The organism is Terrabacter tumescens (genome assembly GCF_014646815.1).
GTDB lineage: Bacteria > Actinomycetota > Actinomycetes > Actinomycetales > Dermatophilaceae > Terrabacter > Terrabacter tumescens.
On record NZ_BMNZ01000006.1, the window covers coordinates 342,222 to 368,099 of the forward strand.

A 25,878-nucleotide genomic window follows, 5' to 3' on the forward strand; every position below is an offset into this window, starting at 1 on the left:
TAGTCTGCCTCCATGCCCAAAGCTGCCGTGATCTACGCCCGCATCTCCCAAGACCGGGTCGGGGAAGGCCTCGGCGTCAAACGCCAGTTGGCCGACTGCCGCGCCGAGGCCGAACGCCGTGGGTGGCCCATCGTGGCGGAGTACGTCGACGACGACGTGTCGGCATACAGCGGCAAGCGGCGACCGGCCTACCGGGCGATGCTCGAGGCGATCCGTAGCCGCGAGGCGGACGCGGTGCTGGTGTACCACGTGGACCGCCTGCACCGGCGCCCGATCGAGCTGGAGGAGTTCGTCGACACGTGCGCCGAGGCAGGCGTGAAGGACCTCGCGACAGTCACGGGTGATCTCAACCTCGGGACAGGAGACGGCTTGCTCATCGCGCGACTCATGGGCGCCGTGGCCGCTGCCGAGTCCGATGCGAAGTCCCGCAGGTCCAAGCGCAAGATGCTGGAACTGGCGCAGGCCGGGAAACCGTCTGGAGGCGGACCACGACCCTTCGGGTTCCAGCCTGACAAGGTGACCCATCACCCGGTCGAGGCCGCCGTCATCCGCGACCTGGCGGCCCGTCTGCTCGCCGGTGAGCCGCTGGTCAGCCTCACGCAGTGGCTGCAGGACAACGAGATCCGAACCGTCACTGGCAAGGAGTGGCGCACCGTCACCCTGCGGAACCAGTTGAAGTCGCCACGCATGGCCGGGCTGCGCGAGCACCAAGGGCAAGTGATCGGAAAGGCGCTCTGGCCCCCAATCATCAGCGAGGACGAGCACGCCCGCATCGTGGCCCTGCTCACCGACCCTGCACGCCGGACCAACCGCACCGCCCGCTCCTACCTACTGTCTGGGCTCTGCCGATGCGGCAAGTGCGGAGGCAAGATGGTCACCGGCCAGACCCGAGGCCGACGCCGGTACATGTGCAGATCCGGAGCCGACTTCGGCGGCTGCGGCGGCATCATGATCAGCGCAACCGTCGAGGACCTCATCACCGACGCCGTGCTCTACCGGCTCGACACCCCTGAACTCGCCGCTGCCATCGAAGGCCGCCAACGAGCCGACGAGAACACCGCAGCCCTGAGCGAATCCATCGCCGCCGACGCCGCGCAGCTCGACGAACTTGCCGCCCTCTACGCAGCGGGCGACATCACCGCGCCCGAATGGATGAAGGCGCGCAGGATCATCGACGCGCGACTGAAGGCCAACCGCAGCCGGCAAGCCCAGCAGGCCGGCTCGACCGTCATCGCCGGCCACATTGGCAACGCCAGCGCGCTGCGCACAGAGTGGCCAGCCATGCCTCTAGGCAAGCAGGTCGCCATCGTCAAAGCCCTCGTCGACCACATCACCATCGCCCCCGGAACCATGGGAGCCCGCAGCATCGACCCGGCCCGCGTCGAGGTTCACTGGAAGCTGTGAGCGTCGCCCTGGAGCCTCCTCGGCGCTAGCGCGCCGTGCGGGGGCTCCAGGGCCACCACCCACCAGCCTCCCAACCCGACCCAGCGCCGCGGGATCCGCGACGAACACCGGAACCCCCGAGAGCTCACAGGACCTCGCGACCCACGCCGCCAACTCCTCCCCGCTGAGCCTCACCACTGCAACCACAGGGACGGCGGCCCCTCCCACTCCTCTTCGTCCGCGGAGAACCACATCCGCTCGGGAGCCCCGCCCATCGCGCCGGAGGCGAACTCGATCAACTCTGCGCGGCTCGTCGCCCAGATCCGAGTCGTCTTCGGCGTGAACCCCTGAGCGACGTCGAAACGGTGAAGCCCCCGTGGCCTCTCCTTGGCCGGATCGTCCTCCGCCTCAAAGGTCTTCGACACGTACTTCGACAAGTACCCGGCATTGGCCCGCGCCTGAGCAAGCGAGCCAGCCCCGGCAGGCAACCGGGCACTTTTCAGCTTGATGTGGACGTGCCCGCGGCCCCATGCCGCAGCGATCTTCCCGCGCGGGATGAACTGACCCACCCCGAAGTGCAGGTGCAAGCCATGGTTCTTGTGCCACTCCGGCACCCACACGTAGGGCATCGGCTCCCCGCCCAAGGAGTCCCGCAGGTTCCGGAAGAAGACTCCGACGTGCTGACGGACCTCGCGCTGGTCGTGAACCCCCTCACCCGCGTAGGTGAGCGTCCCCAGCCGCGTCAGCCGATTCGCTGCGCAGTACCGCCGAAGCCGACCACGCGCCCGACGACCAGCCTCGGCACGCGCCCGTGCAGGGTCCGCTGCAGGCCCACCGACGAAGCCACGGGGTTTCGGAGGTTTGCTCGACACGAACGAGCCGCCACCCTCCCCGGCGGCAGCGCACAACGATAAGGCCCACCCGGCACGGGGTGGTGGGTTACGAACCGACACAGACACAACGACTCCACGGGCAACGAGGGTGGAGCCCCCGGAACGCGCAAGGACCGGGAGCCAGAGGCTCGGCCGGTCCAAAGTGAGTTCGTTAGTTATCAGGGAGCGATGCCTGGCTCCTGCGGATGAGCCGACCCGGATTCCCGTCACCCGTCGATGGGCCCGAACGCTGTGTCGTCGTTCGTGGCCCCATTGTTTGCCCCGGGCACAAGGCGATCAGTTAGTTAGTTGGTTGTTCGCCCCCGGCCGGAGGCGCCGCTGCGACCATGAAAACACGCAAACCACACCGTTGTCATTGGTTCCTGTCACACTCGCCAGCATGGGGAACCGGAGCCGCCACAAGTCGCGCCACGCGCCGAGCAAGACGCCGCCCGTCTCCGGACTGGCGAGCATGATGCGCACCAACTGCACCGAGTGTGCCTCGCCCGTGGAGTGGCTGACCGCCGAGCAAATCAGCGAACGAGGCATAGACCTAGGGCCCGCGCTGCAGTTCCTCGGGCAGACCGAGGCCGCCGGGGTGTGGGCCTGCACCAGTTGCGACAACTTCGGCGTCATGGGCCCGACCGTGGGCGGCTTCTTCTAGGACCCCGACCTGCTCCCGCCCGCCCTTCTTCTGGGCGGCCGCCCTTCTTCACGCCACCGCGGCCAGCAGTCTTTCCTTCGCCTTGGCGCCCTTGGCGCACACCAGATTCAGGAACACAGCCGTGCTCTCCACCGGCAACTCGCCCAATGTAACCGGATCCACAGGACGTAGCGTCGCCGCATGCTCGTCAAGCTCGAAGAGAGCGAAGCCAGCATCAACCAAAGAGTCGACGTAGGCCGCTGTACCGCCCCAATCGCGGAGGTGACCTGGGCTGAGTTCGGTGAAAAGGACGACCTCCGGGCTCGCCTCCAGCATCCGCTTGGCCCCGGCCAGTACGGCCGGCTCGGCACCTTGGACGTCCATCTTCCATACCGCTACCGGCGACGCTCCGACGGCGTCGTCGAGCGTCACAACGTCCACGCCTTCCGTCTCGCGGTCGGCCGTGCTGGCACCGACAAGTGAGTGGTCCCCGGTGTTCTCGGCAGAGAGCGACAACTCCATCCGGCCCGTGACGTCCGCTACAGCCGCTTGGACCAACTCGACCTGTGCGTATTCGTTGGCCTCAATGTTGCGAGCGAGCAGCGCGAAGTTCGCGGAGGAAGGTTCGAACGCGATCACACGACCGTCTGGCCCGACCGTCCGCGCGGCCTGCAGCGTGTAGAGCCCTATGTGCGCGCCAACGTCGACGACCGTGTCACCCGGCCGCAGGCAGGCTTTGAACACACTTTGCTCGAACTGCTCGTAGTTGCCGTTGATGGACAGCAGCAGCGAATCCATCGCGTCGAGGTGGATCGTGTGCCCGTCGACCTCCACCGTGGCTGGCCGAAGGTTGGGCATCAGCCACTGATAGAGCCGGTGGGCACCTGGCACGCGCCAGATCAACTTTGCGGCTTTCGTGCCGAACAGTCGTGAGAACACCCACCGGAACCCGCCGAACAAAGACCCCTTCACCGAGTTCATCCTCGGAGGTTAGCCCGGAGTGCCTCCCTTTGTGGTGTTTCCCGCGGACCAGCCCGAGCCGCGCCGACGTAGGGGTCTGTTTCGGCGGTCGCCGTCCCGCCGCGCCAGTCTCCGATGCCTCCGCCGCTCGTCAAGGGTTCGCTCCGCCGCTCCGCGCCCTGTGACGCGCTCCCCCGGCACCTAACGACCGCCTCTATGGGACGACGCCCACTTCTGCCCAGCACCGAACGAGTTGTGTTGCTACTTCAAGTCAAGAGCGTCTGCTGCGCTCAGTCTGGCGGCTCCATCATGTTCCTCATCCTGACGTAGCTCGCCATCCGGGGATCCGAGAGCCGATAGACCCCCTTCGCCGTCCGCTGCATGATTCGCGAGCCATCCACAGACACGAGACGCTGCAGATAGTTGTTCAACGAGCCTTGCGACATGGCCTCACCAGTTCGCCTCTCGATTGCCTCTCGGAGAGCGGCCGCATTGAATTCCTCCGAGGTGATGGTCGCCGCGGCGGACACGATCTCCTCATACATTTGAGTGCCGAAGGAGCGCGTGGCATCCTCGTAGGCCCGCTTGAGAGTACCTTCGGCGTCTTGAACCGCCGAACTCAACGCCGCCTTCAGATGCTTCTCTTCGATATAGGTTCGATCCTCGGCAATTGCCTCTTCAGCGCATTTGAGCGCCATCAACTGAGTGAAGTGTGGAAACCCCGCGCTGAGCGCCACAATGCTCTGCGTAACCTTCGGATGGAAGTGGAGCGAAAGTTTCTCGCTGCCATCGTCCACGATCTGCTTCAACTCGGGGTTGGACATCCGTCCAAGTTTGGTTTCCCGCAAACACCGCTGCACCGACGGATGCGCCGCCGTCAACTCAGCGCCCGTGGACGCGATGCCCACGACCATCATCTTGAACTGGGAGCCCGCGTCGCTCAACAGCTTGATCAGTTCGGCGAGTTTGCGGCGGTCCTCAGAGTTGGCGATCGCATCCGCCTCGTCGACGACCATCAGCGCTTCGAGACCTTGGATGGCTTCCGCGACCACGGACGGGCTAAGCGAGTGGTGCTTCTGATAAGCCTGGACGACAGATTCCGCTCGCTCGCCCTTGATCAGTTTCGCGTCGGCAGCAAATTTGTTATCCACCGTCTCAGTCACCCCAGTCAAGCTCAGATCCGCACCTACTGCGGAAAGGGGAGCCTGCATGATGGACTCGAAAGTGTCCGACTGGTCGCACCGCTTCACGAAGAGCTTCAGGTCCTTCATGTATCCCAAAACCAGTGAGCAGACGTTGGCCAGCGAACTCTTACCAACGCCCCTCTCGCCATAAAGCAACACGTGCTGCCCGGGCGTGTTCAGGGTGGCTGCGACCTTCTTGATCTCATCCTTGCGTCCGGAAAGCAGAGTCGCCTCCGAGATCGGCTGATGCGGAGTGAACACGTTGCGGACGCCGGACTCCGAGATCTTCCTCTCCGCCTCGACCCCAAAGAGCCTATCTAGGGATGGGATAGAGAGCTTCGAACGCGCGGCCATGGGGGCAAGGCTAAGGCATCCCGCCGTGTCGGAGGCTCAAGGCTCGATGGGGGCGTATTGGGAACTAGCGGGCTTGCCCGCCTGGGTGCCGCCGGCGACGAGGACGTTGAGACCGCTCGCCACCGCTGCCTCGAGGAACGTCGCTGCCTGGCGGGGCATCGTGCCGAGCCGGACGAGGTCGTCGAGGTGGTCGGCCTTGACGACGAACTTGCGGACGTTGACCTGCCAGTGGGCGCGGCTGATGTCGGGAATGACGACGTGCAGCCGCGAGCCGTCCGCCAGGGTGGCGTCGACGAAGGGGCTGCTGAGGTCGACGCGTCGACCGCTGCTCTTGAGCATGCGCTCGACGAGGTCGCGCACCTCGTCCGCCGTGAGGATCGTCGGGGTGAGCTCGGCGATGCCGCCACGCGCGATGAAGACCTTAGAGGGCTCGTTGATCCAGATCTCCTCGACGGCCGGATCGTCGAAGTACTGCTGGAGCGGACCGTAGCCGGCCACGACCGCCAGGATCGAGTGGACCGCGAGCCGCTGGTCACCCAGTGAGGGCAGACCACCGTGCAGGGACCGCTCGTCGTAGTCCTGGACGGCGTCCTGGACGAGCCGTCGCACCGCCTTCGTGTCGCTCGCCGGATCGAGACCCGAGCGGCGGATCAGCTCGCGGACCTCGCCCTCGACGTGGCGCACCGCTTCCTGTGTCGACATGCCCATCCCCTGAACCCTGTGAGTTGCTTCGCCCGACATCCTGCCCGGACTCCTGCGGTCTGGCGCGTTCAAGCTAAGCCACCAGGCCCGGGGCACGATCTCGTCATCCACAGGTCCGGTCTCGATCGCCTTGTGGGAGCCGGTCTCGGCAGGGTCGGCGAGCCGAGGACGAGGCACCGTAGCCCTCGCCCGGCGCATCTCGCTGCGTCAGTCCACAGCTGTGCACGGAGAGCTGGGTACTGCAGCCGCAGACCGTCTCATGGAGGCTCCACGACAAGGAGACTCCCGTGCAGCTGACCATGACCGTCATCGACACGAGGCGCCCGTCCGCACCGCGTCACGTGCTCGTCGAGGCCGCCTCGGGCACGCGCTTCGAGGACGTGCGGTCGCAGCTGTCCGAGCTCGTCGGCGTGCCCGGCTGTGCGTTCCGGACCGAGGGGCGGCCCGTGATGGGCTCCGACGTGCTGGGGGCTCCCCCGCTGCTGCGCGGAGTGCTCCTGACGGTCGCCTGCCCTGACGACCCCCCACCGACCGGCGCCGGCCGCGGTGCGGTGGAGCTGCGTGTGGTCGGTGGGGTCGGCGCCGGCCGGGCCGTCCGTCTCGGCAGGGGTGAGCACGTGCTGGGCCGCGCCGCGTCGGCCGACGTGCGTCTGGACGACCCCGGCGTCTCCCGCTCGCACGCCGTCGTCGCGGTGACGTCCGAGGGCATCACCGTGCGCGACCTCGAGCCGACCAACAGGTCACGGTTGGACGGTGTCGAGCTGCCCTGCGAGGGCGCACCTCTGCGCCCCGGCCAGCACCTCACCGTGGCCTCCACGACCTTGGTGCTGGGGTCTCCCGACGTCCGCGCGGGCTACCACGAGGTGCGCGACGGGGAGGTCCACATCCACCGGCAGCCGCGCTTCCGCGACCGGACCACGACGCAGGTCGTGAGCTTCCCTGAAGCACCGAGCAGGCCGGACCGCCACCGGATGCCGTTGCTCGCCTCCATCGCGCCGGTGGTCGTGTCGGCGGGGCTCGCGCTGGCCCTGTCCTCGCCGACGCTGCTCCTCTTCGCCCTGCTGTCACCCGTGATGCTCCTCGGCCAGTGGTGGAGCGACCGGCGGGCGGGACGCACGTCCTACCGTCGGCTGGTTCGCGACCACGCGACAGCACTCGAGAGCGCGCGCTGCGACCTCGCCCGTGCTGCCGTCGCCGACGCCGCGCGTCGTCACGACGCCCAACCCGACCTGAGCCGGCTCGAGGCGGTCGTGCGCCACCGCGGCACGCGCCTCTGGGAGCGGCGACCTGAGGACGACGACCATCTCGTCCTCCGGGTCGGTACCGCCACGCAGGACGCCGACGTCCAGGTCGAGGGTCCGGCACCTGACGGGCTGCCACGCGTCGAGCGGCTTCCGGCGCTCGTGGACCTCGCCACGTCCGGCATCGCCGGGATCGCCGGCCGCCGCGACCACACCATCTCGGTCGCGGGTGCCCTCGTCGCGCAAGCGGTGACGTGGCACACGCCCCGCCGGCTCGGCCTGCACGTGCTGACGGACTCGGAGCACCATGTAGCGGACTGGGCCTGGACCACCCACCTGCCGCACGCGCGGGACGACAGGGCGTCGGGCGCCCACGTGGTCGGGGGCGCAGCGGCGGTGACGCGGAACGTGGCCGCGCTCAGGACCCTCGTGGACAGCCGTCTCGTCGCAGCCGAGGCCCCATCGGGCCGCACCTCCCGCCCGTCGCCCGACCTCCTCGTCGTGCTCGACGGGGCCAGCGCGATGCGGGCCCTCCCGGGAGTGGCGGAGCTGCTCACCGACGGCCCGCGAGCAGGAGTCGCCTTCATCTGCACCGATCGCGACATCACGTCGCTGCCCGCCGAGACACGGGTGTCGCTCGACATCGGCGAGAGCGGGGAGGAGGCGATCCTCCGCGAGGACGGCCACACCGTGCCCGACGTCGTGCCGGACCTGCCGGCCCCGGGGTGGCTCGAGGCGGTGAGCCGCGCGATGGCCCCCTTCGTCGACGCCACCCCGGAGACCGGTCAGGCTGCCGTCCCTCGCGAGGTGTCCTTCGTCGACCTGCACCGCGACGCTGGGGTCGAGCCGTCCACGGCCGACGGGCTCGTCGAGTCGTGGACGCGCAGCACGGCTCGTCCGGTTGCACTGCTCGGTCGAACGTCCGACGGCCACCTCACCCTCGACCTCAGCGCCGACGGACCGCATGTGCTCGTCGGGGGCACCACGGGGTCCGGCAAGTCCGAGCTGCTCCAGGCCCTCGTGACCGGTCTCGCCGTGAGCAACCGGCCGGACGAGCTCGGTCTCGTCCTCGTCGACTACAAGGGCGGTTCAGCGTTCAGCGACTGCGCGAGGCTGCCCCACACGGTCGGACTCGTCACCGACCTCGACGCGCACCTCACCGCCCGCGCCCTGACCTCGCTCGACGCCGAGATGAAGCGACGCGAGCGGCTCTTCGCCCGGGCGTCCGCACGCGACCTCGACGGCTACCGCGCGGCCGCTTCCGTATGCCGTGAGCTGCCACCGCTGGCACGGCTTGTCATCGTCGTCGACGAGTTCAAGGCCCTCGCCGACGAGTTCCCGGACTTCATCACCGGCCTCGTCCGGGTCGCGGCCCTCGGGCGCTCCCTGGGGCTGCACCTCGTGCTGGCCACGCAACGCCCCGCGGGCATCGTCTCGGCGGACATGCGCGCCAATGTGGCGTGCCGCATCGCGCTGAGGGTGCGCGACCGCGCCGACAGCGAGGACGTCGTCGACTCGGCCGACGCCGCGTCACTCGACCCCCGGGCCCCCGGACGAGCCTGTCTGCGCCGGGGTGACGGTGGGTTGACGACGGTGCAGACGGCCTATCTCGGCCGGCCGCTGCCGGATCCTCCCGGAGTGGCAGGTGCACCAGGCGCGGCCGACGCGAGCCGCGTCGTCGTGCACGACCTGTCACTGCCGTTGCCCGGACCGACTGACGAGGCCGGTCACGGGGCGACCGCCCGTCCGACCGAGCTCGAGGCGGTCGTCGCCGCCGCGCGCGCCGCCGCGCGTGTCCTCGGCATCGACGCGTCGACGCCGCCCTGGCTGCCTCCGCTCCCGAACGCGGTGGCCGCTACAGACCTGCGTGCCGTCGCGATCGGCGACGGGGTCCCCCTCGAGGTGGACGGGGTGCCCCTGGGGGTCGTCGACGTGCCGACCCACCAGCGCCGCGAGCTCTTCTGCTGGAGCGACGGCGAGCGTGGCCACCTCGGCATCGCCGGCGGCCCGCGATCGGGTCGGTCCACGGCGCTGCTGACCCTGGCGCTGGGGCTCGCCGCGAGCTCGGTGGCGCAGGACCTCCACGTCCACGTGCTGCAGGGAGCCGCGGGACCCTGTGCCGCCCTCGCGCCGCTCCCCCACGTCGGCACGGTCACCGACGGCGCGGACCCGGAGCCGGCGCGTCGGCTCATCTCGCGGCTGCTCCGGCTCGTCGACGGCGACGAGACCGGCCCCGCTCGCACCGTCGTGCTCGTGGACGGCTGGGAGTCGCTGGAGGAGTCGCTGTCCCGCATCGACCACGGCACCCCGGTCGACGACCTGCACCGGCTCCTGCGCGACGGTCCCGCGGCCGGCGTGCGGTTCGCCGTCACCGGCGGACGGGCGATCCTGTCCGGACGGCTCCCGGGGCTGCTCGAACGCCGTCTGGTGCTGCACATGCCGGACCCCCTGGACCTGACGCTCGCCGGCATCGCACCGGCCCTCGCCGCCACGGCCCGGCCCCCGGGCAGGGCGATAGACCTCCTGAGCGGGCACGAGCTGCAGCTGGCCCTCGCCGGGGACGACCCGCAGGCCCCGATCGCCGAGGTCGTTGCTCGCGCAGCGGAATCCGGCCTGGCGGCGCACGCCGGTCCCGGCCCCTCAAGGCCGGCGCAGCAGTCACGGCCGTGGCGGATCACTGCGCTCCCGGAGCGGGTCGGGCACGACGTCCTGCCGACCGGATGTCCCGGCGTGTGGCTCGGGCTCGGCGGTGACGACGCCGCCCCGACCGAGCTCCGGGTCGGGCGTGGCCACGGCCGCGTGCTCGTCGCCGGGCCACACCGGTCCGGGCGGTCGTCGACCCTCGCCACCATCGCCGAGGGTCTCGTGTCGCAGGGACGACACGTCGTCCTCGTCGCCCCTCGTCGCTCGATCCTGTCGGCGTGGGCGACCGCCCGCGAGTGCCTGGAGCTGACCCAGCTCGACGCGGACGACCTCATCGCCGCGCGACGGGCCGACCCGGACCTCTGCGTCGTCGTGGACGACGCGGAGCTCGTGGACGGCAGTCCGGTCGAGCGGGCCCTCGTCGACCTCGCCCGGCTCGTCGACGACACCGACGGCGCCATCGTCGTCGCCGCGGAGCTCACCCGGGCCAACGGCGCCTTCCGCGGCCTCGTGCCGGAGATCGCACGCGACGGCTTCGGCGTCCTGCTCGGCGCCTCGACACCGGCGGACGGCGACGTGCTCGGGGTCCGGCTCCACCCCGAGACGGTCCGCAGACCGGGCCGCGGACACCTGATCGTCGACGGTCACGCGACTCCCGTGCAGGTGGCGCTGCTCGACCCGCGGCACGTGAGCCCTGCCCTGCCGGTCCGGGGCGACAGCGAGCGCAGAGAGGCCTGCTGACCCGACCGAAACACCGAGGCGAGGCCCGATGTGACGCCCGATGTGACGCCGGACGGGCGCCACCCTCGATCCGTCCGTCACTGCGCCCCTCCCGCGTCGCGGACCACGCGACACCTGCCCCCTTGCTCTGCCACCCTCGTGTCAGCACCCACGCTCGAGGAGGACCCGAATGACCCGCGGCGCCCGTGAGATCACCCTGCGCTTCCTCGCTGCACCCACCGACGCCGGCTACTCCGGCACCGTCGGCGGCGGCCGGGTCCTCGAGTGGATCGACAAGGCGGGCTACGCGGCGGCGGCGGGGTGGAGCGGCACCTACAGCGTCACGGCCTACGTCGGCAACGTGCGCTTCACCCGCCCCGTCGAGGTCGGCGACCTCGTGGAGGCGACCGCCCGCGTCATCCACACCGGCACCACGAGCATGCACATCCTCGTCACCGTCTCCGCGGGAAACCCGCGCGAGGGCGACCTCAGGCCGACCACCGACTGCATCATGGTCTTCGTCGCCGTCGACGAGCACGGCAAGCCGACGCCCGTGCCCCAGCTCGTCCCCGAGGACGACGACGACCGTGAGTGGCAGGAGAGCGCCGTCAAGCGCATCGCCCTGCGCACCGAGATCGCCACGGCCATGGCCGCACAGACCTACAGCGACGCCGGCACCGCACCCCGTGTCGTGCTCCGCTTCCTCGCCGCGCCGACCGACGTCAACTGGGGCGGCAAGGTGCACGGCGGCATCGTCATGCGCTGGATCGACGAGGCAGCGCACGTGCTCGCGACCCGCTGGACCGGCTCGGCCTCCAACGTCGCGGTCTACTCCGGCGGCGTCCGCTTCTACCGCCCGCTGCGCATCGGGCACCTCGTCGAGGTGGAGGCGCGCCTGCTCCTCACCGGCACCGCGAGCATGCACATCAGCGTCCATGTGCGGTCGGGCGACCCGGCCACCGGCGAGCTCGAGCTGACGACGCACTCGCTCATCGTCTTCGTGCCGCTCGACGCCCACGGCAACGCCGTGGCCGCCAGGCCGTGGACTCCGGTCAGCGACGAGGACGTCGCCCTGCGCGACCACGCCCGCCTGCTCGTCGAGATGCGCAACCGCGTCGACGCCGAGCGCCACATCCCCTGACGCACGCACGGCGCGGGCCTGCGGCGAGCGCCCGAGCCGACACGCGGCGTTCACCCGATGGCCACCGGAGCAGCACCCGCACCTTCCCCCGGCGCTCCTAACGTCACAGGTGGTTCCCAGCCGCGCCGACCAGAGGGGCGCGGCGGACTCACCTCGCCGAAGGAGCACCCGCGTGACCCCCAAGCTTCTCCCCCTGATCGCCACCCCGCGTCACGGCTCGCGCAGCCGCATGACGTGCCACTACCGCTGCAACAACGCCTGCGACGCCCCCGTCCCCAACGAGTCGGCCAACCCCGCGATGCGTGACCTCGTCGAGGGCGCCCTCGCCCGCCGCTCGCTCCTCAGGGGCGGCGCCATCGGCGCCGGGGCCCTCGTCGTCGGCGGACTCGCCAGCGCCCCCGCCGCTGCCACCGGCGCCCCGGCTGCCGCCACGGCCCGCGGCCGGCAGACCGGCGACGTCAGCCGCGCCGCCTTCACCCCCGTCGCCCCCAACCGGGCCGACGCCGTGACGAACGCGCCGGAGTTCACCCACAACGTCGTCATCCGCTGGGGCGACCCGGTCGAGGCCGGCGCTCCCCGCTTCGACGCGCACGCCCAGACGCCCGAGGCCCAGGCCAAGCAGTTCGGCTACAACAACGACTACGTCGGCGTGCTCCCGCTCAGCGGCCGCCACGCGCTGCTCGTGACCAACCACGAGTACACGGACGAGAACCTCATGTTCCCGACCGGCGAGTACGACGACGCGACGATCAAGAAGATCGCGATGGCCGCCCACGGCATGGCCGTCGTCACCATCGAGCGCGGCCGCGCCAAGGGCTCGTGGATCCGCTCGGACCACCGCAAGGCCCGCCACAACCGCCGCATCACCGTGCACACCGAGTTCGCCTTCCACGGCCCGGCTGCCGGGCACGAGCTGCTGCGCACCGCCGCCGACCCGACCGGCACGAAGGTCCTCGGCACCTTCGGCAACTGCGCCGGCGGCACGACCCCGTGGGGCACCGTCCTGTCGGGCGAGGAGAACTTCAACGGCTACTTCGACGCGAGCGGCGCCGTCGACCCGGCGAACACCACGTCGTTCAAGCGCTACGGCCTCGCCACCGCGGCCGCGACGAACCGCGGCTGGTCGTCCGTCGACGAGCGCTTCGACCTCAGCAAGCACCCGCACGAGGCCTACCGCTTCGGCTGGGTCGTCGAGGTCGACCCCTACGAGCCCGACTCGACGCCGGTCAAGCAGACGATGCTCGGCCGCTTCAAGCACGAGGGCGCCAACGTCACGATCTCCGACTCCGGCCACGCCGTCGCCTACATGGGCGACGACGAGCGCGGCGACTACCTCTACAAGTTCGTCTCCGCCGACCGCTTCCGCAGGGGCAGCTCCCGGGCCGCCCGGGCGCACAACAAGACCCTCCTGACCAAGGGCACCCTCTACGTCGCGAAGTTCGCCGGCGACGGCACCGCCGACGGGGAGTTCGACGGCGCGGGCAGGTGGGTCGCGCTGACCTCCGACACGACGTCCTTCGTCCCCGGCATGACCGTCGCCGACGTGCTCGTCAACACGCGCCTGGCGGCCGACACCGTCGGCCCGACGAAGATGGACCGCCCCGAGGACGTCGAGCCCAACCCCGTCAACGGCAGGATCTACGCCGCCCTGACCAACAACTCCGACCGCGGCGTGAAGTACCCGACGGACGAGACCAACCCGCTCGCCTCGAGCATGGTCCGGGCGAGCCTGGACGCGCCGCTCACGAGCAAGTCCGGCAACCGCAACGGCTACGTCCTCGAGCTCACCGAGCGCGAAAACGACCACACCGCAACGACATTCACGTGGGACCTCTTCCTCGTCTGCGGCGACCCCGCAGCTCCGGAGACCTACTTCGCCGGCTACGACAAGTCCAGGGTCAGCCCGATCAGCTGCCCCGACAACGTCGCCTTCGACGCCGCCGGCAACCTGTGGATCTCGACCGACGGCAACGTCCTGGGCTCCAACGACGGCCTCTTCCGGGTGCCGGTCGCCGGCCCCGACCGCGGTCGCGTCGAGCAGTTCCTCACCGTGCCCTTCGGTGCCGAGACGTGCGGTCCCCTCGTCACCGAGGACCAGCTGTCGGTGTTCGTCGCCGTGCAGCACCCGGGCGAGACCGACGGCGCCACCTTCGAGACGCCGTCGAGCACGTGGCCGCACACCGACGGCTTCCCGCGACCGAGCGTCGTCGTGTCCTACCGGAGGTGACGACGCGGTGTCCCGGTGTCCCGGCGGCCCGGCGGCCGCCGGGACACCACCGTCCGCACCGGCCCGGCACCGTCAGGGGGGTGCCGGGCCGTCGTGCGTCCCGAGGGCGTATGCCGTTCAGCGGGTGCGCGTCGGGAGGTGCGTCCGCGGGGCCATCCTCGGCCCGCGACGCGGCCGGTGCTGACCGGCGAGACCGAGCAGGTGCTGCACGCGGTAGCGGTGGCCACGGTAGGGCTCGAGCAGCTCGGCGAGCCCCTCGTCGTCGACCGGGGTCCCCGTCAGGGCCCACCCGATGTCCTTGGCCACATGGTAGTCGCCGAACGACACGGAGTCCGGGTCACCGAGGGCCCGCTGCGCCACCTCCGCCGCGGTCCACACCCCGATGCCCGGCAGGGCCCGCAGGCGACGGTGCGCCTCGGCGACCGACACCCGCGCACCCTCCTCGAGCCGGCCGGCATACCCCATCGCCCGCACCACGGTGCGCGACCGGGCACCGTCGACGGAGGCCTGCAGCCACGCCCACGACGGGACGGCCGCCCAGGCCGCGGCGGTCGGCGGGGCCATGAGACCCGGGAACGGCCCGGGGGCCGCCACGCCGTAGCGGCGCACGAGCACCCGGTAGCCGGCGAACGCCTCCTGACCGGTCACCTTCTGCTCGATGACGGCCGGGACGAGTGCGTCGACCACGAGGCCCGAGCGCGGCACGCGCCAGTGTGAGAAGCGGCGCCACGCCTCGGCGACGACGTCGTGGTGCGGCTCGAAGCCCGAGGGGTCGTCCTCGTCGCCGAGCAGCGCGGGCACGGCCTCGAGCAGCCACGACGCCCCCGGACCCCACGCCTGGGCGAGGACCTCGGACTCCCCCGGCCGGCACACGAGATGCAGCGTGCCGACGCCCTCGGGCGTCTGGGCGGCCCGGGTCACGGTGCCGTCCTGGGCGAAGCGCGACGTCGGGTCGCCGGCACCGCGACGGAAGACACCGAGCTGGGCACGGAGCGCGATCTCGCGGTCGCTGCGCCAGCGTCGGGTCGAGGGTTCGGGCACCACAACATCCTCGCCTACACTCGGCTCCGTGTTGACCGGGACCTCGTCGTCCCGGTCGACGAGCGACTCACACCCGCACGACCGACACCGGCACCACCCGAGGTGAGTGCCCGCCCGGCCACATCGGCCGACCGACCGGAAACGAGGAACGATGGCCCGCGAGACGAGCCGAGACCGCCGCGAGCGCGTCGCCGAGATGCAGGCGGTCCAGAAGAGAGCCGAGCGCCGTCGCCTCTTCGTCGTCATCGGTGCCTGCGTCGCGGTCATCGCCATCATCGGCGCCGCCGTCGCGTGGGCGATCATCGGTGAGCAGAACAAGAAGGACCAGGCGCTCGCCAACATCAGCGGCGACGTCGCCGCAGCCTCGTGCGACCCGGTGACCAACGACCCCGCGAGCGGCTCGAGCGACCACGTCGGTCCCGGCACCGACAAGGCGAGCGTCACGAAGATCGAGTACTCCACCGTCCCGCCGTCGAGCGGCAAGCACTTCGCCGTGCCCGCCGTCGACTCCCGCCGCGTCTACACCGTCGCCGACGCGCCCCAGATCGAGACGCTGGTGCACAACCTCGAGCACGGCTACACGATCCTCTGGTACGACCGCTCCGTCGAGAAGGAGCAGGCCGGCGCGTTCCAGGCGCTCGCCACCAAGGTCAACGCCATGAAGGAGTCGGCCAACAAGTTCCTCATCAGCCCCTGGGACCCCGCCTACGGCGCGTTCCCGGCCGGCAAGAAGTACGCCCTGTCGCACTGGTCGGCCGACGTCGACCAGGCGACCGGCAAGGTGTCGGGCCAGATGGGCCACCGCCAGCTGTGCGGCGGCCTCAACACCACCGTCGTCGAGGACTTCGTCAAGAAGCACCCGTGGAGCTCGGCCCCGGAGCCCGGCGCCGCCTGAGCATCGCGCACGCACGACACGCAGACCCTGAACGGCCCCCGGTGACCCACCGGGGGCCGTTCGGGCTCTTCGGGTTAGCCTGCCGACATGGCCATCACCGGTGAGTACGTCCCGAGTCCCAGCGCGTGGGTGCGCAAGCAGGTCGACACGATCGAGAGCACGGGCACGACCGACTCCGTAGACATCATGGGCCTGCCCGTGGTCCTGCTGACCATGCAGGGGGCCCGCACGGGCGCCGTGCGCAAGGTGCCGCTCATGCGCGTCGAGCACGACGGCTCCTTCGCGGCGGTCGCGAGCCAGGGCGGGGCCCCGACGCACCCGAAGTGGTACCACAACCTCCTCGCCCACCCCGACATCGAGCTGCAGGCCGGCACCGAGACCTTCCCGGTCCACGCCCGTGAGCTCGAGGGTGACGAGCGGGCGCAATGGTGGGAGCGCTGCGTGGCGGCCTTCCCCAGCTACGCGGAGTACCAGACCAAGACCGACCGGCTCATCCCCGTCTTCGTCCTCGAGCGCCGCTGACCGAGCGCCGCTGGCCCGACCACCCCGGTCGGCCCCGGCTGCGCGGGCGTCAGGCCGCGAGGTCGCGCTCCTCGGCATGCCGCTCGCTGATGAGGTGGTGCGAGCGGGCGTAGAGCCAGCCGCCGAGCGCCGCCAGCACATCGACGATGGTCACGATGAAGCGCGACATGATCGCGACCGCGGCGGCCGCCGGGGTCTGGATCGCGGTCGAGAGGATGAGCGTCAGCAGCCCCTCGCGGGCGCCGAGGCCGGCCGGCAGGACGATCGTGAGCATGCCGAGCGAGACCGACAGGGCGTAGCCCGTCATCGCCGCGGTGGTGAGGTCGGGGTGCGGGGCGCCCGTGCCGGCGACCGCGCGCGCCAGCAGCAGCGTGTGGATGCCGAACGAGATCCACACGAGGACGAAGGTCGCGACGGCCCGAAGCACGGCACCGGCGGACAGGCCGTGCTCGAGCGGCTCGCGCTTCAGCGTGCGCAGCATCCGGTCGATGATCGCGTTGAGCAGCCGCGGGACGCACAGCACCACGAGGATCGGGATGCCCAGCAGCAGCCACCAGTCGAAGCCCGAGGACCCACGGGTGACGAGGAAGGACGCCGCCGGCAGGCCGACGAGCAGCCCGGTCAGCAGGGACAGCCCGAGCGCGAGCAGCCCCGTGACCGCCGTCCGCCGGCGCGGCACCTTGAGGTGGCTCGCGATGTCGGCCTGGACGAGCACCGACCACAGCGAGCCCGGGAGGTACTTGCCGAGCTGGCCGACGAAGTAGACGCCGGAGGCCGGGGCGAGGTGCAGGTCGGAGCCGAGGTCGCGCAGCAACGTCTTCCAGCCGATCATCGTCAGCCAGGTGCCGACTGCGGCAGCGAGCGTGGACCAGAGGAACGTCGACCACGAGATCTCGTCGAGGTGCACCGAGACGTCGGCCCAGTTGCGCGCGACGGCGTAGACGACGGCAGCGAGGGTGACGAGCGCGATGGCCACGCGGAGGACGGTGAGGATCTTCTTGCGGGTCATGTCCGCCCCATCATCGCAGCCCCACGGGGGTGCTCAGCGCCGTCTCAGGCTGAGACGCACGAGGCCGTATGCCGCGTCGTCGGCGCGCGCCCGTGACGCCGCCTCCCGCATCCGTGCGTTGACGTCGCCGTCGAGGTCGCCGATGAGCACGAAGCCGAGGTCGTGGGCACGGGCGAGGATGCCGCGCACGTCGGCCGGGCCGACCGCGCCCTCGGCCGCACGCGGGCCGATCGGGATCGTCAGGACGAGCAGCCCGCCCGAGCGCAGCGCCCACGACGCCTGCTCGAGGACGTGGTCGACGTCGTCGGCATCGCAGCCGCTGGGGTGGATGCGCACGATGACGTCGAGCGAGCCGGTGTCGACGTCGAGCGCCGCCACGCTCGGGTGCGACCCGGTGAAGTCGATCTCGACCGGCGCGAAGCCGACGGCCCGGGCCCACCGGGACAGCAGGGACCGCGTCCCGCCCTCGTCGACGATGACGGCGCTGCGCCGGCCGTCGTCGCGGACCCGCAGGATCGCCGCCAGCGCCCCGAGCGCCGCCCACGCCGAGACGCTGTCGAGCGAGCGCGGCAGCCCGAGGATGCGCGAGAGCCGGCGGGCGTCGTCCGCCTCGTCGGGCTCGCCGAGCACGTCGGTGGCGAGCACCCAGTCGGGCAGGTCGTCCGGGCGCAGGGTCACGAGGGGGCGCCGTGAGGCGACGGCCCGGGTCACGCTGCGCCGCACCCGTCCGGCCGCGTGCCGTGCCGCGCCCGCGACGACCCGCGCCTGTCGGGACACCGGGCCTCGGACGGGGTCGTCACCGTCGCCGTCATCAGGATCGTCGTCGTCCAAGCCGTCCTCGGGACCGTCACCGGAGTGCGGGTCGGGCGTGACGGCATACGAACCCGTGTCACCGAGCAGCACGGTCTCGTCGACGGAGAGCGCCTCGAGGGTGCCCAGGTAGTGAGCCCACGGGCCGGAGAGGTCGGGCGTCTGCACGCCCTCGGCGAGGCGCCGGCGCACGTCCGGGTCGCCCAAGCGGCGCAACGCGCCCGCCAGCGCACGCTCGTCCTCGGGCGGCACGAGGAGGCCGTTGACGCCGTCGACGACCTGCTGGGAGAAGGGGGCGATGTCCGAGGCGAGCACCGGCAGTCCGTGCGCGTGGCCGAGGATGACGTTCTGCGACGCAGTGGCGGAGCGGTACGGCAGGGCGAGCACGTCGTGGTCGGCGAGGAGCGCGGCGAGGGCATCGGCGGGCACGTAGCCGTCGCGGATCTCGACGCGGCCCGCGAGCGCCGGGTCGGACGCGAGCCGGCTGATGACGCCGCGGTTGGCCCCCCAGATCTCGCCTGCGATGGTCAGCGTCACCTCGGGCACCGAGCGCATGGCCCGCAGCAGGACGTCGATGCCCTTGTACTCACGGATCAGCCCCAGGGCGAGCAGCCTCGTGGGACCCGGCCGAGGACCCCTGGCGATGGGGTCTCCCCCGGGCAGGTGCGGCGGCAGGTCGGCGACGGACACCCGGCGCGCCCCGAGGTCGTGCGCGACCCTCGCCTGATCGGTGCTGTGCACGAGGACCGAGTCGACCCGGGCGAAGAGCGCGGCCATGAGGCGGGAGTCGCCGACGTGCGGCTCGTGCGGGAGGACGTTGTGGCACACGACGACCGACTGCGGCCGCGGGCCGGCCAGACCCGGCACGGCCCCCGCTGCACGAAGCAGCGCGAGGTGGGCCGGCACGACCGCGGGCATGACGTGGACCACGAGGATCGCGTCGACGTCGCGCAGGCGGCGCCCGGCGCGCAACCACGTGTCGGGGCGGGCCCAGCTGAGGGCACGGATCGTGCGTGGGAACGGCGGGACCTCAGGGAGCCCGTCGGGCACCGACGCGTCCGCGTGGTGCAGCTTCGAGGGGTAGAGGTGGGCCCACGACACGAGCGTGACGTCGTGACCGGCGTCCGCCAGGTGGTGGGCGAGCATCGTCGTGTGCGCGGCGACCCCGCCCTTGTGCGGGTGGGTCGGGCCGACGATCGCGATGCGGAGCGCGGCGGAGGCCGTGGAGTCGTCGGCCTCGGGCACGGACTCGAGGTGGGATGCGGCTCCGGGAGCCCCGGAGGACTGGTGGCCCCGCAACAGGGAGCCCTGTGACAACGCGTCCGTCATGGTGCTCCGACTCTAGTTGCCGGCGTCCGCCGTGGCGTGTGCTGCCGTGCGGGCCTCGCGTGTCGGGACCGGGGCGCCGACGCCTCTACGCTGGGGGCCATGCAGAACGAGGACGTGTGGCTGGTCGTGCCGCTGTACAACGAGGCCGCAGTCATCGCCGACGTCGTCCGCGAGGCACGCACGGTCTTCCCCAACGTCGTGTGCATCGACGACGGCTCGCGCGACGCCTCGGCCGACCTCGCCGAGCAGGCCGGGGCGGCCGTGGTGCGCCACCCGGTGAACCTCGGCCAGGGCGCTGCGCTGCAGACCGGCTTCGAGTACGCCCTCGGTGACCCGGCCATGCGCTACGTCGTGACCTACGACGCCGACGGCCAGCACCAGATCCGCGACGTCGAGGTCATGCTCGAGCGCATCCGGCAGGGCGACGTGCGGGTCGTCTTCGGCTCCCGCTTCCTCGACGAGCGCACCGAGGCCTCGCTCGGCAAGCGACTCGTCCTGCGTGCGGCCGTGACCTACACCAACGCCACGACCGGCACCCGACTGACGGACGCCCACAACGGCCTGCGCGTGCTGCACCGGGACGTCGTCGAGAAGCTCGACATCACCCAGAACCGGATGGCCCACGCCTCCGAGATCGTCGCCCAGATCGGCTCGATGCGCTTCGACGGCGCGAAGGTCGCCTACGCGGAGGAACCCGTGCACATCCTCTACACCGACTACAGCAGGGCCAAGGGCCAGTCGCTGTGGAACGCCATCAACATCCTGGCGGAGCTGATCTGGCGATGAGCCGACAGAGTGTCATCCAGATCCTGCTCATCCTCGCGACCGTCGTCATCGCGTGGCGGCTGCTCGCCGGCAGCGGTCAGCGCACGCAGGCGGTGCGCCGTCTCGGGCTGCTGCTGCTGCTCGCGCTCGTCGTCTACTCGATCATCGACCCGAGCAAGACGTGGACCAACCTCGCCAAGACGCTCGGCGTCGGCCGCGGCGCCGACCTCATCCTCTACGGGCTCGCAGTCGCCTTCCTCGGCTTCGTCGTGACGACGTACAAGCGCTTCCGCGCCATGGAGACGCGCTACACCCGCCTCGCCCGGCGGATCGCCCTCGACGAAGTGCCACCGGCGTCCGAGCACGTGAAGTCGACAGGTTCGGCTGCCACACTGTCCGGCGAAGTTCCTCCGTCCCCGAGCGTGAAGGCAGCCGATGCCGACTGATCCGAGCACTCCTCGCCCCGGCCGCGACGACGCGTACGTCGTCGACACTCGGCGCCGCCCGAAGCGCGCCGGTGCCGGCAGCGACGTCGACGTCGTCGACACCCGCGAGGGTGGGGGCAGGCGTGGTGGTCCCGGCGACATCCCCGAGCGCGAGCCGCGCCACCGCCGGCGCAAGGGACGCATGGTGCTCATCGCGCTGCTCGTGCTGCTCCTCGCCTGGATCGGCTTCATGGTCTGGGTGCCCATGCAGGCCTGGGGCTCGGTCAACAAGGTCGACAACATCCCCGACGGCGAGCGACCCACCGACACCTCGGGCTACAACTACCTGCTCGTCGGCTCCGACAGCCGTGAAGGCCTGACCAAGGAGCAGCGCAAGAAGTACGCCACGGGCAACGCGGCCGGCAACCGGACCGACACGATCATGCTCGTGCACGTGTCCGAGAGCGGCGGCAAGCCGGTCATGGTCTCGCTGCCGCGCGACTCCTACGTGCCGATCCCCGGCCACGGCTCCAACAAGATCAACGCCGCCTACTCCATCGGCGGGCCCAAGCTGCTCACGAACACCGTCGAGCAGGTCACCGGCATCCACGTCGACGGCTACGTCGAGATCGGCCTGGGCGGCTTCGCCGCCGTCGTCGACAGCGTCGGCGGCGTCGACCTCTGCGTCGCGCGCGACATGAAGGACAAGCTGGCCGGGATCGACCTCAAGAAGGGCTGCCAGACGCTCGACGGCGGCAACGCCCTCGGCTACGTCCGCTCCCGCCACGAGGACCCGCTGGGCGACATCGGCCGCGCCGCACGCCAGCGCCAGTTCCTCGGCGCGCTCATGAAGAAGGCCGCGACGCCGTCGACCGTGCTCATCCCGTGGCGCTACAAGAGCTTCGCCGACGCCTCGGCGGCCGGCCTCGCCGTCGGCACGCAGACCGGGATCATGGATGCCGTCCGGGTGCTCCAGGCGATGCGCTCGGTGAGCAACGACGAGGGCCTCTCGCTCTCGGTGCCGACGTCGAACCTCGCCTACCGCACGAGCGGAGGAGCCCTGGCGGTCAAGTGGGACACCGAGCGCGCCAAGGCGCTCTTCACCGCCCTGAAGAACGACGAGCCGCTGACCGAGCCGCCTCCCGGCACGACGGTCGAAGGAGCGAAGAACAGCTGATGCTGCGCGTGCCGACAGGCGGGCTCCGATGAGCGCGCCGCTGACCCTGCCCTCCGGCGTCCTGGCCCGGATGGTCGCCTCCGACCCCGGGCGGCCCCGTCTCACGTGGTACGACGACGGTCCGGGACCGACCGCAGGCGAGCGCATCGAGCTGAGCGCCCGCGTCCTCGCCAACTGGGTGTCCAAGGCGGCGAACCTGCTCCAGGACGACGCCGCCGCGGGACCCGGCACGACGGTCGGGCTCGACCTGCCGGCGCACTGGCGATCCCTCTACTGGGCGCTCGCGACGTGGTCGGTCGGCGCGACGGTCGTGGTCTCCTCCGTCGGGGACGGATCCGACGGGGACGGATCCGACGGGGACGGGTCCGAGGTGCTCGGGGCCGACGTGCTCGTCACCGACTCTCCCGCAGCCGCTGCGGGGCACGGCGGGGACGCGGTGCTCGTCTCGCTCCCGGCCCTGGCCCGCAGCCACCCGGAGGCCGGCGAGGCACCCGGCGCCGTCGACGAGGCCCGTGAGCTCGCCACCCACGGCGACCTCTTCTCCCCCATGTCGGACCCCGAGCCCGGCGACGTCGCCCTGGTCGCGGGAGGCGTCGACACGGCATACGGCTCGGTCGTCGTACCCGAAGACGGGTGGGGGCCCTCGCCCCGCGTCGCCCTCGCGGGCGGGCTCGAGCGCGTCCTGCGCGCCGCCCTGGCCGCCTGGTCGGCCGACGGGTCGATCGTGCTCGTGCGCGGTGACCGCACCGACCTCGCCGACCGCTTCGCGTCCGAGGGTGTCAGCGTCGACGCACGCGAGAACGCCTGAGCCTCAAGGGATCACGCGGACAGCCGGTCGAAGAGCGACCACGTCCGCGAGGCCACGACGCCGGTGCTCGCCAGCCCGGCACGCGCCTGCGCCGCCTTGACGGCCTCACGCGTCGCGAGGTCGAAGACACCCGTCTGGCGCACGCCGAGGAGCCGCTGCACGGCCACCACCTGCGGTCCCGTGTCGCCGGCGCGCAGCACCGTGGACCGGTCGGCCACGAAGGGGAAGTCACGCGCCTCGAGCACGTCCCAGAGCTCGGGCGTCACGACCCCCGTCTGCGGCACGGCCAGCGACCGCTGGAGCGAGACGACCTTGTCGCGCGTCACCGTCCCGAAGACGCCGTCGACCGCGAGCCCGCCCAGGGCCCGCTGCAGCACGCGCACCGCGGCACCGCGTGAGCCGGGCGCCAGCATCAGGCTCTTGTATGCCGTGTAGGTCGTGCCGACGTCGACGCTCGCGACCCCGGGGCTCGTGCGTGACGGCGTGCTGGCGTAGGCGGTCATGGCGGGGACCCTTCCGGTCGTGCTGGTGGTGCTGACGGCGCTCACGGTGCTGACCGCGCCCGCGGGGGACGCCGAGGGCGGGCTCACGAGCACGACCGCCCTGGCCGTGCCGGTCCATCCCCGCAGGAAGAGCGTCTGCTGAGTCCTCGCGTCCGCGACGCCGGTCTGCGGCAGGCCGACGTACCGCTGGTAGGCCTTGACGCGGGCCTCCGTCAGGCTGCCGTAGTAGCCCGTCGTCGGCAGCGCGCCGAGCTTCGACTGGAGCGTCTTGACGGCAGCCGAGGTCATGCCGACGCGCAGGGTCGGGTAGGTGGGGGCCGGAGCGGGCGCTGCCGCGGTGCCGGTCCAGCCACGCACCCAGAGCCGGGCCTGCGTCACCGGGTCGGCGATGCCGGTCTGCGGGAGGCCGACGAACTTCTGGTAGGCCGTGACCCGGGCCTGGGTCAGGCTGCCGTAGTAGCCTGTCGTCGGCAGCGCGCCGAGCTTCGACTGGAGGGTCTTGACCGCGGCGGACGTCGTGCCGGGCCTCAGCGTCGGGTAGGCGTCGGTGACGCTCTTCCAGCCGCGAGCCGCGAGGATCTCCTGGGTGCGCAGGTCCGCGATGCCCGTGCGGGGCAGGCCGACGAACGCCTGGTAGGCAGTGACCCGCGCCTTGGTCTGGTCACCGTAGTAGCCCGTGGTGGGCAGGTTGCCGAGCCGGACCTGCAGCTGGCGCACCGCCTCGGACCGCATGCCCGGCGACAGCACGACGGGCGTCGTCGGGACGGGCGTCGTCGGCGTGGTCGGCGTCGAGGGCGGCGTCGTCGGGAGCGTCGACCCGGCGCGCGGGAGCGACGTGAGGTAGCTCGTGGTCGGGACACCGGTCCACCACGAGGTACGCCCCGCGGCGCCGTCGTAGTTGAAGCTGAAGTGGATGTGGTCGGTGTGGGGAGAGCTGCCGTAGTAGGGCGCCCAGCCGCGCTCGGTCGCGTACGCCCGCCACATCTTGCGGTCGTGGATGATGTACATGATCCCGAACCGGCGCGCCATGGCGCCCTTGACGCCGTTCTTGTCCGGCCCGGTGAGCCAGGCGAGGACCGACTGCGCCACCGCCTCCTGCGAGGGGTTGTTCACGTTGAGCATCCAGTCCCAGGCGCGCCCGTCGTAGTGCTCCGAGGGGCCGCTGCCGCAGGTGCGGCCGATGAGGCCCGTCGAGCCCATGCCGTAGTGCGCGGTCATGAGCCGGGCGAAGGCGAGCACCCCCGGCCGGGCGACCGGGTCGCAGATCGTCTGGCCCTGGTAGGGCACATAGACGTCGAGGCCGCTGGGCAGGGTGCGCGTCGGAGGGGCCTGGACCGCTGCCGCCGGCTGCGCCGCCACCGGCACCGTCAGCGCGGGAAGGGCGAGGACGAGGCCCAGCGGGCGTCGGCGCAGGGCCATGGTGAACCTCTTCGACAGACGGGAAACGAGTGGTGATCCGGGTTTACTCCCGCACCATTTATGCACTCCAGTCACAGGGACCACAAGGCGGTCCGGTGAATTACAGAGGTGTTCTTCTGGCGCCCGTCGAATGACACGGCTGTCATTCACCGAGGCCTCCGGAGCGGCCTCCCACCGGGGCACGGACGTCGCCTCGGTCGCGTGGGCGGCCCCACGGCATACGTGCTCGGCGACCACAGGTCGGGCCGATCGTGTGGGTCGACCCCACGGCACCACGGCCCCGCCGCGCGGATAGAGTCCGGCCATGGACAAAGTCGTCTCCACCCCACAGGAGGCCATCGCCGGGATCAGCGACGGAATGTCGCTCTCGGTCGGCGGTTTCGGCCTCTGCGGCATCCCTTCCGTGCTCATCGCAGCGATCCACGACGCTGGGCTCACCGACCTCGAGGCCGTCTCGAACAACTGCGGCGTCGACGATTGGGGTCTCGGGATCCTGTTGCGCGACAAGCGGATCCGCAGGATGGTCAGCTCGTACGTCGGTGAGAACAAGGAGTTCGAGCGGCAGTACCTCTCGGGCGAGCTCGAGGTCGAGCTGACGCCGCAGGGCACGCTCGCCGAGCGGCTGCGGGCCGGTGGGTCGGGCATCGGCGCCTTCTTCACGATGACCGGTGTCGGCACGCAGATCGCCGAGGGCGGACTCCCCTGGCGCTACGACGACGCCGGCAACATCGCCGTCGCCTCGCCGCCCAAGCAGACCCAGGACTTCGAGTGGATGGGCGAGACCAGGACCTTCGTCCTCGAGCAGGCCATCACGACCGACTTCGGCCTCGTCCGCGCGGCGAAGGGTGACCGCCACGGCAACCTCGTCTTCAACCAGTCCGCCCGCAACTTCAACCCGCTCTGCGCCATGGCCGGCCGCATCACGGTCGCCGAGGTCGAGGAGCTCGTCGAGCCCGGGCAGCTCGACCCCGACGAGATCCACCTGCCCGGCATCTTCGTGCAGCGCGTGCTCCCGCTGACGGCCGAGCAGGCCGCCGACAAGCGCATCGAGCGCCGCACGGTCCGCCCGCGCACCGCCTCCACCACGACCGAGCAGGAGTCCTGA

Annotated in this window: 19 protein-coding genes and 1 pseudogene; 12 read left to right on the forward strand and 8 right to left on the reverse strand. The window is 71.2% G+C overall.

Features of this window, described 5'->3' with window-relative positions; genetic code table 11:
* The first annotated feature begins 12 nt into the window (after window positions 1-12).
* Window positions 13-1,404 (forward strand): recombinase family protein, encoded by a 1,392-nt coding sequence (locus tag IEY30_RS16875; protein ID WP_030202980.1) that lies wholly within the window; start codon window positions 13-15, stop codon window positions 1,402-1,404.
* A 170-nt stretch (window positions 1,405-1,574) separates the two neighbouring features.
* Here the strand turns inward: IEY30_RS16875 and IEY30_RS22310 are convergent, their stop codons facing one another.
* Window positions 1,575-2,486 carry a rolling circle replication-associated protein gene (locus tag IEY30_RS22310; RefSeq protein ID WP_444545796.1) on the reverse strand — a complete coding sequence of 304 codons (912 nt, stop codon included), beginning with the start codon at window positions 2,484-2,486 and terminating at the stop codon, window positions 1,575-1,577.
* Between the two features lie 169 nt (window positions 2,487-2,655).
* Between IEY30_RS22310 and IEY30_RS16885 the strand changes: the two genes are divergently transcribed.
* Window positions 2,656-2,919 (forward strand): hypothetical protein, encoded by a 264-nt coding sequence (locus IEY30_RS16885; RefSeq protein ID WP_030202986.1) that lies wholly within the window; start codon window positions 2,656-2,658, stop codon window positions 2,917-2,919.
* A 48-nt stretch (window positions 2,920-2,967) separates the two neighbouring features.
* On the opposite strand, the gene IEY30_RS16890 is transcribed toward IEY30_RS16885, so the two are convergent.
* The 3 genes and pseudogenes from IEY30_RS16890 to IEY30_RS16900 all read right to left on the reverse strand — a co-directional run.
* A complete protein-coding gene (locus IEY30_RS16890; RefSeq protein WP_081920653.1) occupies window positions 2,968-3,879 on the reverse strand; it encodes an FkbM family methyltransferase in 912 nt (303 codons plus the stop codon).
* 269 nt (window positions 3,880-4,148) lie between these two features.
* Window positions 4,149-5,396 (reverse strand): ATP-binding protein, encoded by a 1,248-nt coding sequence (locus IEY30_RS16895; protein ID WP_030202990.1) that lies wholly within the window; start codon window positions 5,394-5,396, stop codon window positions 4,149-4,151.
* A 72-nt stretch (window positions 5,397-5,468) separates the two neighbouring features.
* Window positions 5,469-6,098, reverse strand: a pseudogene (locus IEY30_RS16900) (ATPase, T2SS/T4P/T4SS family); the annotation flags it as partial.
* A gap of 287 nt (window positions 6,099-6,385) precedes the next feature.
* On the opposite strand from IEY30_RS16900, the gene IEY30_RS16905 reads away from it, so the two are divergent.
* From IEY30_RS16905 to IEY30_RS16915, 3 genes are all read left to right on the forward strand, one after another.
* Window positions 6,386-10,723 (forward strand): type VII secretion EssC family protein, encoded by a 4,338-nt coding sequence (locus IEY30_RS16905; RefSeq protein WP_030202993.1) that lies wholly within the window; start codon window positions 6,386-6,388, stop codon window positions 10,721-10,723.
* A gap of 169 nt (window positions 10,724-10,892) precedes the next feature.
* Window positions 10,893-11,843 (forward strand): acyl-CoA thioesterase, encoded by a 951-nt coding sequence (locus IEY30_RS16910; protein ID WP_030202995.1) that lies wholly within the window; start codon window positions 10,893-10,895, stop codon window positions 11,841-11,843.
* Between the two features lie 172 nt (window positions 11,844-12,015).
* Entirely contained in the window at window positions 12,016-14,070 is a 2,055-nt protein-coding gene (locus IEY30_RS16915) for a PhoX family protein (RefSeq protein WP_030202998.1), read from the forward strand.
* Window positions 14,071-14,187: 117 nt separating this feature from the next.
* Here IEY30_RS16915 and IEY30_RS16920 read toward each other — a convergent pair whose 3' ends face one another.
* A complete protein-coding gene (locus tag IEY30_RS16920; RefSeq protein WP_030203002.1) occupies window positions 14,188-15,114 on the reverse strand; it encodes a DNA-3-methyladenine glycosylase family protein in 927 nt (308 codons plus the stop codon).
* Between the two features lie 148 nt (window positions 15,115-15,262).
* Between IEY30_RS16920 and IEY30_RS16925 the strand changes: the two genes are divergently transcribed.
* Window positions 15,263-16,006, forward strand: coding sequence for a DUF3105 domain-containing protein (locus IEY30_RS16925; protein ID WP_030203004.1), 744 nt, complete (start codon window positions 15,263-15,265; stop codon window positions 16,004-16,006).
* Window positions 16,007-16,093: 87 nt separating this feature from the next.
* The gene (locus tag IEY30_RS16930) at window positions 16,094-16,528 is read left to right on the forward strand and encodes a nitroreductase family deazaflavin-dependent oxidoreductase (RefSeq protein ID WP_030203007.1); all 435 of its coding nucleotides are present in this window, start codon (window positions 16,094-16,096) and stop codon (window positions 16,526-16,528) included.
* Between the two features lie 49 nt (window positions 16,529-16,577).
* On the opposite strand, the gene IEY30_RS16935 is transcribed toward IEY30_RS16930, so the two are convergent.
* Both IEY30_RS16935 and IEY30_RS16940 read right to left on the reverse strand, forming a co-directional pair.
* A complete protein-coding gene (locus IEY30_RS16935; RefSeq protein ID WP_030203009.1) occupies window positions 16,578-17,537 on the reverse strand; it encodes a lysylphosphatidylglycerol synthase domain-containing protein in 960 nt (319 codons plus the stop codon).
* 33 nt (window positions 17,538-17,570) lie between these two features.
* Window positions 17,571-19,676, reverse strand: coding sequence for a glycosyltransferase family 4 protein (locus IEY30_RS16940; RefSeq protein WP_081920654.1), 2,106 nt, complete (start codon window positions 19,674-19,676; stop codon window positions 17,571-17,573).
* A 99-nt stretch (window positions 19,677-19,775) separates the two neighbouring features.
* On the opposite strand from IEY30_RS16940, the gene IEY30_RS16945 reads away from it, so the two are divergent.
* From IEY30_RS16945 to IEY30_RS16960, 4 genes are read left to right on the forward strand one after another with little or no spacing between them, the layout of a single operon-like run.
* The gene (locus IEY30_RS16945) at window positions 19,776-20,462 is read left to right on the forward strand and encodes a glycosyltransferase family 2 protein (protein ID WP_030203014.1); all 687 of its coding nucleotides are present in this window, start codon (window positions 19,776-19,778) and stop codon (window positions 20,460-20,462) included.
* Window positions 20,459-20,887 carry a DUF2304 domain-containing protein gene (locus IEY30_RS16950; protein ID WP_030203017.1) on the forward strand — a complete coding sequence of 143 codons (429 nt, stop codon included), beginning with the start codon at window positions 20,459-20,461 and terminating at the stop codon, window positions 20,885-20,887. The genes IEY30_RS16945 and IEY30_RS16950 overlap by 4 nt, the downstream gene beginning before the upstream one ends.
* Entirely contained in the window at window positions 20,877-22,043 is a 1,167-nt protein-coding gene (locus tag IEY30_RS16955; protein WP_030203020.1) for an LCP family protein, read from the forward strand. The genes IEY30_RS16950 and IEY30_RS16955 overlap by 11 nt, the downstream gene beginning before the upstream one ends.
* A 28-nt stretch (window positions 22,044-22,071) precedes the next feature.
* The gene (locus IEY30_RS16960; protein WP_043417372.1) at window positions 22,072-22,851 is read left to right on the forward strand and encodes a TIGR03089 family protein; all 780 of its coding nucleotides are present in this window, start codon (window positions 22,072-22,074) and stop codon (window positions 22,849-22,851) included.
* 11 nt (window positions 22,852-22,862) lie between these two features.
* Here IEY30_RS16960 and IEY30_RS16965 read toward each other — a convergent pair whose 3' ends face one another.
* Entirely contained in the window at window positions 22,863-24,773 is a 1,911-nt protein-coding gene (locus tag IEY30_RS16965) for a peptidoglycan-binding domain-containing protein (RefSeq protein ID WP_030203025.1), read from the reverse strand.
* Between the two features lie 304 nt (window positions 24,774-25,077).
* Between IEY30_RS16965 and IEY30_RS16970 the strand changes: the two genes are divergently transcribed.
* Window positions 25,078-25,878 carry a CoA transferase subunit A gene (locus IEY30_RS16970; protein ID WP_030203031.1) on the forward strand — a complete coding sequence of 267 codons (801 nt, stop codon included), beginning with the start codon at window positions 25,078-25,080 and terminating at the stop codon, window positions 25,876-25,878.

What these genes read in the sequence shown, in the direction of transcription:
- IEY30_RS16875 (WP_030202980.1), top strand. Translation starts at nt 13, where the DNA reads ATGCCCAAAGCTGCCGTGATCTACGCCCGCATCTCCCAAGACCGGGTC.
- IEY30_RS16885 (WP_030202986.1), top strand. Translation starts at nt 2,656, where the DNA reads ATGGGGAACCGGAGCCGCCACAAGTCGCGCCACGCGCCGAGCAAGACG.
- IEY30_RS16890 (WP_081920653.1), bottom strand. Translation starts at nt 3,879, where the DNA reads ATGAACTCGGTGAAGGGGTCTTTGTTCGGCGGGTTCCGGTGGGTGTTC.
- IEY30_RS16895 (WP_030202990.1), bottom strand. Translation starts at nt 5,396, where the DNA reads ATGGCCGCGCGTTCGAAGCTCTCTATCCCATCCCTAGATAGGCTCTTT.
- IEY30_RS16910 (WP_030202995.1), top strand. Translation starts at nt 10,893, where the DNA reads ATGACCCGCGGCGCCCGTGAGATCACCCTGCGCTTCCTCGCTGCACCC.
- IEY30_RS16925 (WP_030203004.1), top strand. Translation starts at nt 15,263, where the DNA reads ATGGCCCGCGAGACGAGCCGAGACCGCCGCGAGCGCGTCGCCGAGATG.
- IEY30_RS16930 (WP_030203007.1), top strand. Translation starts at nt 16,094, where the DNA reads ATGGCCATCACCGGTGAGTACGTCCCGAGTCCCAGCGCGTGGGTGCGC.
- IEY30_RS16935 (WP_030203009.1), bottom strand. Translation starts at nt 17,537, where the DNA reads ATGACCCGCAAGAAGATCCTCACCGTCCTCCGCGTGGCCATCGCGCTC.
- IEY30_RS16940 (WP_081920654.1), bottom strand. Translation starts at nt 19,676, where the DNA reads ATGACGGACGCGTTGTCACAGGGCTCCCTGTTGCGGGGCCACCAGTCC.
- IEY30_RS16945 (WP_030203014.1), top strand. Translation starts at nt 19,776, where the DNA reads ATGCAGAACGAGGACGTGTGGCTGGTCGTGCCGCTGTACAACGAGGCC.
- IEY30_RS16950 (WP_030203017.1), top strand. Translation starts at nt 20,459, where the DNA reads ATGAGCCGACAGAGTGTCATCCAGATCCTGCTCATCCTCGCGACCGTC.
- IEY30_RS16955 (WP_030203020.1), top strand. Translation starts at nt 20,877, where the DNA reads ATGCCGACTGATCCGAGCACTCCTCGCCCCGGCCGCGACGACGCGTAC.
- IEY30_RS16960 (WP_043417372.1), top strand. Translation starts at nt 22,072, where the DNA reads ATGAGCGCGCCGCTGACCCTGCCCTCCGGCGTCCTGGCCCGGATGGTC.
- IEY30_RS16965 (WP_030203025.1), bottom strand. Translation starts at nt 24,773, where the DNA reads ATGGCCCTGCGCCGACGCCCGCTGGGCCTCGTCCTCGCCCTTCCCGCG.
- IEY30_RS16970 (WP_030203031.1), top strand. Translation starts at nt 25,078, where the DNA reads ATGGACAAAGTCGTCTCCACCCCACAGGAGGCCATCGCCGGGATCAGC.